The sequence below is a fragment of the Acinetobacter sp. P1(2025) genome (genome assembly GCF_051390655.1).
In the GTDB taxonomy this organism is placed as follows: domain Bacteria; phylum Pseudomonadota; class Gammaproteobacteria; order Pseudomonadales; family Moraxellaceae; genus Acinetobacter; species Acinetobacter junii.
Genome location: NZ_JBPKBJ010000098.1, coordinates 1 through 11,576 on the forward strand (window position 1 = coordinate 1; position 11,576 = coordinate 11,576).

Here is an 11,576-nt window from a genome sequence, read left to right on the forward strand (position 1 = left end):
GCAGAAGAAATTATTTAGACCAATCATCAAAGACTTCATTGATGACTTTATTCTCGATAAAAACCATCTGCTACCACAGAGAATCTATAAATGATAGTGCGTAAGTCCTATAAAATTTGTTCATCATGAATATTGAGTTTGTTCTTTAGGATATTTGTGCCAGGGTAACAATACAGGCTGTCACCCATTTCCCCATATTTATCCATACATGCACCTGACTAAGTTTCGGGTTGCGAATACTTCTTATATTTTTGCAAGATTTCAGCTTTACTTTGTTGAGTTGTTTGAGCTGTCGTTGTAATGCCTTCAAGCTTTAGGCTGGCTTGATAGTTTTGCGCACGTGTCGCTTGAATATATTTTTTTTTCTGTTCAGTGGTTCTGAGCATTTCGAAACTCCATTGATGCTACACGTGAAGTAAGTATAGCAGAGAATCTTTTTGATCAATGCTGCATACACAGCATTTCAAAATGTAATACAACGGTATTGTTTCATGTAATAACAGAAAACTAAAAAAAAGTGGAAGAATTTTTAAAATTTAGACCACCCATGATAAGTAAACCATATGTATTTGTTGATAATTGTAATTTTGAGAAAATTTAGTTGATAAATTAAATGAATTTTAATATACAAAGATATGCTCATTTTTTATATCGATAAAAATGTTAAAATTTGACTATTTAGTAAAAAATATAGAGATATTTATGGGGCAATTTATCATGCCCTTTTGCTTTGAGCGACAAAATGTTCAATTTAAGATAGTAAAAATTAACTCAGAACTACTGAAAATCAAAAAGATTAAACAGAGCCAGAAAGTAGTAGTACAAGCAAAGTTCAAAATAATCTATGTGAAAATTTGGCAAAAAATATTGCTATTAATGCAAACGGAGCCATGCTTACGTGTACATTCTAATTATGTTGCAATCTTACAGTTGATACATAATCTTGATGATTTTATCGAAAAATCACAGCAACACTTGTGCTTTGAGAGAAAAGCTCAGAAAGAGCTGGATGCTAAATTTTTTGCTAGATTTTTTAAGCTGACAAAGAGTTCAATAAAAGATCAACTTTTACCAAATTGTTCAGATCGTAATGAATTTAACCAATGCAATTTGATAAAAAATTAAGCGAAAGCGAATATGCCAAAGATTGAAACAGAAGAGCAATTCTTAGATTTAGCAGAAAAATTCCAAAAAGATTATTGTTTATTACGCAATCATGTTGTGAATACACAATTTGTCGATCTATCAGATGATTTACGTGAAAAAGCCCATGCTCTAAATAAGGAAGCACAACAGATATATGGCTATATATCTAGTTCTAGACAATTAGGTAAATATTATTATCTAGCTTCTTTAAGTTATTTTGCATGCCCGACTACTAGTAATACTCAAGAGCTGTCGTCTGAACGTTATTTGATTCTACAAGCGAGTTTTTTAACATATCGGCAGTATCAAGAATTTGCAAAAATTGATAAAGCTGAGAATAAGCAAAAACATGTTTGTGATCTCTTTCGCTATGTATCACGATATGTTCTGGATTCTAATCATGCTGAATTATTTCAAGAATGCAGTGAGCTACTAAATCGCTATGTCATGTACGAACGTAACTTGAAAAAGGAGGATCGTAATCAACTTTTTAATATTAAAGATTTCAAACAAGTACAAGCCATAGAGTATTTATCGGCTCTATTAATAATTTTTAAAAGACTTGATGATCGTCGTGTTGTTCATCGTCAGCGTAAGTCAAAAAAAAGTAAAGTTTTGCAATGGCCGACGAAAAATGAACTCAAAAAATTTCGTGAAATTAAAACGGGTAAGCAAGTAGATATTGGACATAACGCAAAGATCAGTATTTATGATGCCGCTCTTCACAAAGATGAAGAGGGTGAAGTTGATCTATTAGATCCTGAAATGGAGTTTTATTCAGAAGATGAAAAGTCTAAAAATTTAAATTATATACTCAGCGATAATGCGACGCATCTAATGCGGCATCGCCAGCGCCGTCATGCTCCTTTTGTTACAAATCCACATTATTTGGCGCCAGATATACTGAAGCAAATTGTTTATGTGTTGAGAACCGAGTTATCCGGGCACTGGAGGGATGCTGCAATCGCTGCAGCATGTTTATTGTCACTTTTGACGGGATTATCACCCGTCGCACTGATGGATTTTAACGAGCTTATTCAAGATGGAATTTTGATCCAGAATGGTTCAAGTAGACGTCGCGAATATTTACTCAAATTAAATCTTAAAATTACAGAGCAGAAGATTAAGAGCTTAAATCATGTGCGGTGGAATGAAGTGATGACACATCAACTACATTTACCTTCTGCTTGGTTTGACTATATAGAACAAGCATCGAATCCACTAATTTCATCAACACACATTAATAAGAAACTTAAGAATTGGCTTGATAATCGGTTTGTAGGTTCGATCACTGTAGAAAAACTGCAGGCTCAATTATATTTTCATATATATTATGAAACATATAATGAATATCTTGCTCATGTAATTGCTGGGCGGGATAGTCAGCATCACATGCCTGGTATCTATTATGGCGGGCTACCGAAAACTCAACTCAGTAGCACATATCTAGCCTTTTTAGAAAAAGCACTTACACCACATTCCACACATTTTACTGAAGACACGGCTGAACTAAAAATATTGCAACAACAATTCAAAGTGCAATCTGCATTATCTATAGGAAGGATAGGGAGCCAACTGGCACTTGAACCCAATTTTGTGAAAGAGCAATTCCATATTTTACATAGACATTGTCACGAAAACATCCAAGAAGATAAGCACATTATTAATCAACTTAATGCATATGCGTGTTGGATGTGGCATATCAGTTTGTTGAGTTTGGCAAGTCGGCCTAAAAAAAACCTGTTGGGGAATTTGGATGATTATTGTGTTGAGCTCAAGCTTTTATATGTGAATGATAAAAAAAATAGTAAAGCAAGAAAAGATGGTCGTTTTATCCCTTTATCTGATTTTTTCATAAAAACACTGCAAAATTACACTGCCTTTTTAGAACAAATTATTGAAGCGTACGGTTCATTTTTTAGACAAGTCTTTGCAAAGAAGAAGATAACTGTAAATGATCTTTTTGGTAAGGTCATTTTTAGTAAAGATATCTTGCCGATAACTGTCAAAGAATGGCAGAGCAGGAAAATTAAGTTAATCCCTTTATCGAGAAAATGGGTGAATTCATATATGCAAGGAGTCTTTCCAAAGAATATGTATTCGAATTGGTTACGTCATTTTGACATGAACTTTTTGATGCATGAGCAGCAAGAGGGTAAACCAGCATTAGCTTTTCACTTAATTCAGGCCCTGTATGGTCATGACCAACGTGACCGAGAGGCTTTTCATCCGCATTCTTCACTTATCCCGAATGTCTATGTACAGCAAGCCCGCCAGCAATTGCAAGATAATGTCAAATCTTTATCGATTAAACACTTAGAGCGAAAATAGTTGTATGCAAAAAATCAAAGAACTAATAAAACCACAACTAGATGATCTATTTGTTGATATTCATAAAATGGTGAAAAAGTCGCTAGATAGACAGCCTTCTCCACCTGAAGTATTGACGAAAGACATGCAGCAAAAACTTGATCAGCAGATCGCTGAAAAATGGCATGACATTAAAGATAGTGTTGATTGTTTGAGTCAAAAGTTGAGCCGAGACGAACAATCAAAACTGATGCAATTTACTGAAGATGAATTTAATAAAAGAAGGAAGCAATTCAACCAGAATGTAGATAAAAAATCATACAGAATTAAGCTAAATCCACATACTAAACGGATCGTACTGCCTAGAAAAATTGAGAGTACAGAGTCACGGTTAGAACAGGGGCATCTACATATCCATGTACTTAAGGAATTAAGGCAGTATTGGCAAGATTCATTTGAATATTGGAATGAACCAAAGTACTTATGGGGAAATTTATGCTTAAGTTTTATATATATTTCAGGCTGTGCAGATGAACAGCATTTGATTGCTATTCAGAAGCAATTGCAGGAGGCCATTGAGCTTGGTACAGATCTGAATTGTTTTCGGTTATACCATTCGGACTACAAAAAAATCACTAATCCATTGTTACTACATTATCGTGTTGAAAACTCTCAATATGGCAACGATGTAGAACAGGGAAAGTTGTACCAATGGAAACATGTTTTTTTTAACCCATATGCGCAGTTCATTTTGCAATATTTAAAAAAGTTGAAAGCTACTCAGAAAGAATTTTGTCTGCAACATTCAGTTGAAGATTGTATTTTAGAAAGCTTGAGTAAGATAGGCAGGAAAAAAAGTCTTGGGGATCTGCAATATCAAATTAAACGCCGTGGATTTCGTGCATTTAATGATGTGCAAATGGTACTCGAATTTAATCCAAACCTCAGCATAGATATATTTTTGAGTAATGTGCTTCAGCAAGAGATTAATACTGTTGCTTTAAGGCCATCCGAATTTAGATTGCTGTGGAATAATGATTACAATCAAGTCACAGAACCAGATAATCGCCCTATTCATTTTGAACAAGAGCAGTTACTTCCTGAAGTTCCGACTGTTCAAAGCAAATTACAAACGATTCCGTATGAGTTGATGTTGTTTGGTCAAAAGAAACGTAAAGGTCAAAAAGTTGAGCGTTTAGATAAAAAGAGGAATAAAGATGAACGCACGCTACGTTTTTGGCAAGAAACTAGAAGGGTGTTAGAGGAGAAGATAGTTGATGCTAATACGGAGGAAAAGTCTTTAATTGATGCTCAACTACGCTTAATTCACTGGTTAATGCATTTAAAAAAACGAGGGCTTCAATTATCAACTATTGAAAGCTACTTAGGATCGTTTGGCAAAGAATTTATATTTGAGATTTGGCTCAATAAATTAGATTTAAAGCAACAATCCATAGATGACTATGAGGATTTATATCGGCAGCTATTGAAATACAGCAGTGAACGTGATGAAAAAGCAGTTCAACGAGATTCGGTGAAAGGAAAAACCTCTCGTAAGATGCACCAAAGCGCAGAATACCGTTTTGGTCGCCTAAAAGATTTTCATCAATTCTGTATAGAGAATTATGATGCTCCAGGGGTATTGGTGTTACAGAATTCAAGTTTTAAGCATTTACAAATTTGCAATGCACGGCTAGTGAGTCCTTTGCTATTTGGCAAATTATTGGAAAAACTAGAAAATTTAAGTCAAGAGCCAACGGCATCAGAGTGGGTCGATCATCTGAGTTGTTTAAAGCTGATGTATTTACTAAGTTATAGAACTGGACTTCGATTAAATGAAGTTCGTTGTCTTAAAATACAAGATATTATTTGCCCAGAGCTACTTTATAAAGAAAAAGAAAATACAGTTTTTAATAATATCACGCTTCATATCCAAGACAATTCATATCGCCGTCTGAAAACGCGAAGTGCGAATCGTCAAATACCATTGAAAATTGCATTGTCAGAACATGAGTTTTTAGTAGTACAACGTTACATACAACATCGTTATGAGCAATATTTGGTTAATCAGCAGGATGATCTACTTTTTAGTGTGAATCATCGTGTATTAACTGATCAATGTATCAGCAAAATTACAGTAGATTTGTTTAGTCAAATATTAGGTATGCATCATGGCTTTAGTTTTCATACATTACGCCACAGTGCTGCTAACTATCTAGCAATAACTTTGCTCGGTTCAAAAGAAATGATCAAGACCTACACAGATTTTCCTTGGGTAAAAGCAAAAAAGATGAGGGATTTATTGTTTGGTATGAAAGCACGTGCTCAAGAAGAGATTATTCAACATAAATGGCAGGTGCTCGCCTCTTGGATGGGGCATAGCAGTATTGAGCAAACGGCTTCAAATTACCTTCATGTTTTGGATTTATTAGCAGTCGATCGAATTTATAATTCGCCGTGTATCATTTCAAAAAAAGTATTAGAACAGTGTTTTAGTCCAGTGAAGTCAAGTACAGACTATATAAACCTAAATCGTTATACTCAGCAGCAGAAATGGTTTAATTCTTATCAGCAAACACAGCCAGTTACGATGGCTGGCCGACAAGAAAAGAAGTTTAGTATCGAGAAGAGTAATCTGACACCTTTTCAACGTTTGATAAGTTTTAGAGAAGGTCGTTTAAGCGAAGATACTCAAGCTCAAGAATGGATGCAACGATGTCAATGGATGAGCAATAAATGGATGGATCGCCAAAAATTTAATTTAAAAACGAATTATGTTTATAGTAAGAATTTAGAAGAGAGTTGGTTTGATGAACTTTACGAAAAGGCTAAAAAACTGACTCGTCAAGATGAAATAATTCCTCTCCTTGATTTTCATTATAAAGATGATAGGCAGCAAGATGCACTGAAAGAAAAGAACATGTTTAAGGCGCTTAAAATATTATTATTATTTGGAAAACTGCGTAAGAATTTTCTACATTTTCAATGCCGAATGAAAGGTGATGAGCAACAAATTGTTAATTTTATTACTGGTATAGAGCCAATGTTAGGAGATCATCTGTATTTAGAAAAACAAAACTACCCAGTTAATTTGGATGCTCCTGAGCGAACCGTTAAATTTAGTTTTCAAAGAGTTGTCGGCTCTAACAAAAAAAATGTTACTCCGCTGGTTATATTTAATTTAATGTTAAAAATGATGCAAAAAGATGAACTCTGGATCAAATAGCCTAAGCAAACTGAAAAGGGGGAATTGTTTAAAAATCTCTCTGGTTATAAGTAAACTGTCTTTATGAAAAGCATCATACTAACTTTGATTCATAATAAAGGGAATTTAAAAGCTTTAGCATCACAATTTGGTCACTGGATTTTAGACAATAGTGTAAAGATTAGCACTTTGGTAAATCGATGAGCTAAAGTGTTGTAGTCCAAACTCGATCTGACAATTACCCATTTTTTAGTGTGCCCGTCAGGTTAAATTTGAACTGAATTTTTCTCAGCCCAAATTCATTTCCAATCAAGTTATGTTTCAAGTGGCGTGCGAACACTGCACAATTTAATTCACGGTGCCTAAGACAGGTATCAACTTCGGACCAGCCATCCTTGCTTTGCTAATGATCTCCACCAGCTCATCATAAGTCAGTTCAAACTTATCATCACTATCAAAAACATAAACCATGTTCTTGCCTTCATGTTCAGGCGGAGTAGGTGGTACAAATCGTTTCGGGATAAGGAGTTGAGTAATTTGTTCGTCGGTTAATTTAAATAAGTGCATGTTTTTATCCTACTCTTGGTAAGTCAGACCATTTTGTTAAATACGATGGTGATCTAAGGTTTTGATTCATGTGCCATGAGGCTTCTTGATTGTTTGCAATGCCCAGCGTGACGAGATTTTTTCCAAACCGTTCACTGATGGCTTCGATGGCATCTGAAAGTTTTTCGCGTTCATGCCTATGTGAATAGTCCGTGAATAGATCGGGTACAAATTTGGATTTATCCGTAATTTCGAGCAGCACGATTCCCGCCTTTTTATACTTAAAACCCTTCTTAAATATCTGATCGATACCTTTCATTGCAGCCTTGGTGATAAGCAATAAATCATCTGTATGCTCATGCATCTGAATCACGATGTAAGGCGAGTAGCGCTCAGTCTTATCAAAGCGACTGGTTTGGATATAGACACCAATCATCTTGCAGATTGAGCCATCTTCCCGCATACGCTTTACGGCTCGAGCAACATAAAGCCGAACAGAAGCTTTGATGTCATCCATTTCATAGACTGGGTTGCCATAAGAGCGACTGCTAATAATTTGCTTCTTCGCTACAGCATCATCACTGAGGTCAATACAAGAGAGGCCCTGTAGCTCAAGCACTGTCTTTTCCATGACGATACTGAACTGCTTTTTGATTTCTTTAGGATTGGTATTAATCAGATCTAGAACGGATTGAATACCCATGGCATTGAGCTTCTTACAGTTCTGCCTGCCAACGCCCCAAACTTCGGATACATCTACTTGTGCGAGTAGCGTTTCTGTAGAGCATGGGTCCATATGGACCAAATTACACACCCCATTGAAGAACTTATTCTTCTTGGCGAGATGATTGGCAATCTTGGCTTCAGTTTTAGAGCGACCGATTCCAATGCAGCAGGGTAGTCCTAACCAGCGCCAAGCCTTAGCTCTCATATCCTGAGCATATTCGGTCAGGTCAAACAGATGCTCATAAGCTGTGAGCTTCAGAAAGCATTCATCAATGGAATAGACCTCTTGATCTCCTGGTGCAACATAGTCCTCAAGCAGCTCCATAAAGCGCTTGGACATTTCGCCATATAAGGAGAAGTTACTGGATAGCACCTGAATGTTATGTTGCTTGATCAGATCCTGAATTTGGAATACAGGAACGCCCATTTTAATCCCGAGGTCTTTCGCTTCTTGGCTTCTAGCCACCGCACAGCCATCATTGTTGCTGAGCACGATTGTCGGGCGATCATTTAACGAGGGATTAAACACCCGCTCACACGAGACGTAGCAATTATTCACGTCGACTAACGCGAATATTTCATTTTCACTTTTCATGGTTATTCTTCTTTTTATGAGCGGTGATAAATACGCTTTAAATTAAAAGTCACCACACCCCAGATTGATATGGTCTGACTGTCATCGGGGATGATGTGATTGTAATTAGGATTTTCAGCTTTTAACCAAAGTTCTGGAAGCGGATAATCTTCATCGCCAAATATCTCTTTGATTTCAGACTTGGACATCTTATTGGTGATCATCAGCCGCTTAATGGTCGAGGCACTATTATCAATCAGGGCAACCACGATATCGTAATGTTTTGCTTCAATACTACGATCGACAATGATTGGGTCATTGATCTCAAAACCAGCATCAAGCATAGATTCACTGTCTACATAGGCAATGAAAGTAGAAATAGGGTTGTGAATCAGAAACTCATTCAGATCGAGTGCTTTGTCTTGCTCATCCTTGGTGCTGAAGGCTGGGCCAGCAGGGATGCGCTCTGAAGAAACAGGAATAGAAACTTTGGTTTTCGGTAGAACAGCAGTCAGCCCTAATTGCTCAACCAGTTCATTTTGAACAGCGATTTGTTCTAGCACGGTGTTGATGGTAGGGCTTGGTTTACCCTCTGGACCCATGAGCTCTTGTAAAGATGACCATGCGTCGTCAGAGAAGTAGATAGGCAACTTCTTAGACATGAGATACTCCTACGCTACGAGGCGTGTTTGGAAGTAGAATTTGTATATATAGGATATTACTAACAGCGTTTAAAATTCAATTTTAAAAAGTTGTGGATAAACAAGGATGCGTCAGAATAAGACGTTTTGTTTTTGCTCATCGCGTGGAAATGTGACGAATTCATCGGGCATTTGAAAGAAATATTCATGCGCATGTTCATGATCGGCTGTTAGCCAGTCTTTTCTGTACTGTTCTGGAATAACGATGATGGATCGCTTCTCATCCTTCGGTGCATGGAATTGTTTCATAAAAGGGTGATGGTCCGAATTGATGGTCAACATTGAAAAGGAACGTACCTTATTGCCATTAATCACTGCATCATCATAGATCCCTGCAACAGTAAAAGGCTGATCATCTTTACGCTTGATGGTGTACCAGTGTGGCTTGCCATTGATGTATTTCGGCTCATAAAATTCTTGTACTGGGACTAGGCAGAACTTGCTGTACTTCCAAGCATGTCGAAAGCTAGGCTTATCTGCTACAGACTCAGTTCTGGCGTTATAAGTATGACTGCTGAACTTCAATTCTTTCGCCCAGCTCGGTAGTAATCCAAACTTTGCAATATCAAGCTCTAAGTGATCTGAGCCGTTCAGAATGATTGGAGCATGATAGGAAGGGAATACATGATCCTTAAGCTCAAGATCAAACTGGCTTGTATCGACACCTAAGAGTGTCAAATTTCTTTTATTTGGAAATAGGTAATTTGAGCACATAGCCTGATCACATAACTAAAGAATTTATCTGAAATTGTATACGATGCTTTATGGAACACATGGGATTTATGGTGTCAGTTCAAGTAGGCTATATGAAAAAAGTCATGATGGGGCAAGTTACATTTTCAGTTAAAGTATGACTTATGGGATGCAAAACTACGTTGGGCGTGAAGTCATAAAAAAATTAATCAGGATTTTGCATAAATAGTGCGCCGTAAGGCGCATTATTTTTAAGGAAGGTTTGTATTACTCGACAATATATAACTTATGTTTTTTCTTCGGGGGCTCAACTTTAGCTAAAGCATCAAATGTTAATTGATTAAAATCTTCTTCAGAGATTCCAATTTCATCAAGCATTTTATTTTTATCAAAAGATGGTTGTGAGGCTAAAACAGAGATAATTTTGGGCAACATCAAACTCTCATCTCGATGAGTTTCTTCAGGTTCATTAATGTTGTAGCCCAACGAATTGATCTTTATAGAGTTACTACGATTAACCCAATCACTAACTAATCCCAGCTTGTGAGCTTTATAGTTAATAGCCTTCAGGGATGTTCGCCAAATCTTTTTATACTCAATCATATTTTCTAGTGAAAAATAGCGTGGAGCAGTAGAAAGAAATGCATCTGTTGGCATTAAAAATTCAGATGAAAATTGATCCGCTTCAGTTTCGAGAACACGATTATCTTTCTCGACACGAATTTTTTTGTTATGCGTATGCATAACGATATGACCAAGTTCGTGTGCACAATCGAAGCGGGCTCTTTCGGCAGACTTAAATGTATTTAGAAATATGAAAGGGCTACCACTTTCATCATCAAAAAAAGATAGTGCATCAATTTCTCGAATTTCAGTCGGTAATCTAAAGACACGGATTCCCTTTAGCTCACACAACGAAACAATGTTATTAATAGGTTGATTACCTAAAGCCCATAAACCTCTCAACTCTGACGCTAGGTGATCGGCATACTTAGATTCACCCAAAAACTCAGTAATATCTAAATCAGGACGGTGAAAAGTAGGTAACTTTACTTTCTGATTTAAGTACTTGTTAATATTTATTGCTAAAAGAGTATATGCCTCATTAGCTTTTCTATGCTGTGCTTTAATACGAGCAACCGATCTATAGAAGATTTGGTCTGTTTCATGTGGTTGTGTGTCATTACCTGCAAAGAATGACTTGGGTAAATTTAATACACGGCATATATCATCTTGATCATTTTCATTGATTTCTTTATCCACGTCTAAAAGTTGCTTTACCTTAGAGATAGAGCAACTCAATTTTTCTGCGAAATCGGTATTGCTAAGTCCTCGTAATTCTTTAGCAATACGTAAACGATCTTTATTAAACACATTAACCTCAGATTAAACTACAAGCTGAATATCAAAATCATCTGGTTTAATTTCATTAGATGGTTCCAATACTGGCTTAGGATCAGTTTTTACAGGAACTGTATTATCTATTTCAAATGCAATTCTGCAAGTATGGTCACTTGGTAAAATTGAAATTTTTTTCGCTTTTAAGTCCTGTACGAAGCTAGTTGAACCGTACCGGGTTTGTCGGAGAGTCAATATTCTGAGAGACTATCCCGATGACAAAATTAAAATATACCCCTGAAATCAGAGAAAGAGCGGTTCAATTATTGATTGAATC

At 36.4% G+C, this 11,576-nt stretch carries 10 protein-coding genes and 1 pseudogene; 3 read left to right on the plus strand and 8 right to left on the minus strand.

The window, feature by feature from the left end:
* Window positions 1-110: 110 nt before the first annotated feature.
* Together ACSC97_RS16525 and ACSC97_RS16530 are read right to left on the minus strand one after the other, a co-directional pair.
* Window positions 111-206: pseudogene (locus ACSC97_RS16525) on the minus strand (cell filamentation protein Fic); the annotation flags it as partial.
* Between the two features lie 12 nt (window positions 207-218).
* Entirely contained in the window at window positions 219-386 is a 168-nt protein-coding gene (locus tag ACSC97_RS16530; protein ID WP_002125865.1) for a YhfG family protein, read from the minus strand.
* A 274-nt stretch (window positions 387-660) separates the two neighbouring features.
* On the opposite strand from ACSC97_RS16530, the gene ACSC97_RS16535 reads away from it, so the two are divergent.
* From ACSC97_RS16535 to ACSC97_RS16545, 3 genes are read left to right on the plus strand one after another with little or no spacing between them, the layout of a single operon-like run.
* Window positions 661-1,125 carry a hypothetical protein gene (locus ACSC97_RS16535; RefSeq protein ID WP_000911011.1) on the plus strand — a complete coding sequence of 155 codons (465 nt, stop codon included), beginning with the start codon at window positions 661-663 and terminating at the stop codon, window positions 1,123-1,125.
* Window positions 1,126-1,137: 12 nt separating this feature from the next.
* Window positions 1,138-3,477: a hypothetical protein gene (locus ACSC97_RS16540; protein WP_004826952.1), complete on the plus strand. Its 2,340-nt coding sequence runs from the start codon at window positions 1,138-1,140 to the stop codon at window positions 3,475-3,477.
* Window positions 3,478-3,481: 4 nt separating this feature from the next.
* Window positions 3,482-6,682, plus strand: coding sequence for a tyrosine-type recombinase/integrase (locus ACSC97_RS16545; protein WP_436662025.1), 3,201 nt, complete (start codon window positions 3,482-3,484; stop codon window positions 6,680-6,682).
* A 327-nt stretch (window positions 6,683-7,009) separates the two neighbouring features.
* On the opposite strand, the gene ACSC97_RS16550 is transcribed toward ACSC97_RS16545, so the two are convergent.
* The 6 genes from ACSC97_RS16550 to ACSC97_RS16575 all read right to left on the minus strand — a co-directional run bounded on the left by ACSC97_RS16550 (window position 7,010) and on the right by ACSC97_RS16575 (window position 11,494).
* Window positions 7,010-7,228 carry a hypothetical protein gene (locus ACSC97_RS16550; RefSeq protein WP_004826949.1) on the minus strand — a complete coding sequence of 73 codons (219 nt, stop codon included), beginning with the start codon at window positions 7,226-7,228 and terminating at the stop codon, window positions 7,010-7,012.
* Between the two features lie 4 nt (window positions 7,229-7,232).
* Window positions 7,233-8,528 (minus strand): Y-family DNA polymerase, encoded by a 1,296-nt coding sequence (locus ACSC97_RS16555; RefSeq protein WP_004826947.1) that lies wholly within the window; start codon window positions 8,526-8,528, stop codon window positions 7,233-7,235.
* Window positions 8,529-8,542: 14 nt separating this feature from the next.
* Window positions 8,543-9,169 carry a LexA family protein gene (locus ACSC97_RS16560; RefSeq protein WP_004826946.1) on the minus strand — a complete coding sequence of 209 codons (627 nt, stop codon included), beginning with the start codon at window positions 9,167-9,169 and terminating at the stop codon, window positions 8,543-8,545.
* 111 nt (window positions 9,170-9,280) lie between these two features.
* Window positions 9,281-9,922: an SOS response-associated peptidase gene (locus ACSC97_RS16565; RefSeq protein WP_002046584.1), complete on the minus strand. Its 642-nt coding sequence runs from the start codon at window positions 9,920-9,922 to the stop codon at window positions 9,281-9,283.
* 246 nt (window positions 9,923-10,168) lie between these two features.
* Window positions 10,169-11,275 carry an ImmA/IrrE family metallo-endopeptidase gene (locus ACSC97_RS16570; RefSeq protein WP_000482094.1) on the minus strand — a complete coding sequence of 369 codons (1,107 nt, stop codon included), beginning with the start codon at window positions 11,273-11,275 and terminating at the stop codon, window positions 10,169-10,171.
* A 12-nt stretch (window positions 11,276-11,287) separates the two neighbouring features.
* Window positions 11,288-11,494, minus strand: a complete 207-nt coding sequence (locus tag ACSC97_RS16575) for a hypothetical protein (RefSeq protein WP_436662029.1) — start codon at window positions 11,492-11,494, stop codon at window positions 11,288-11,290.
* Between the last annotated feature and the right edge of the window lie 82 nt (window positions 11,495-11,576).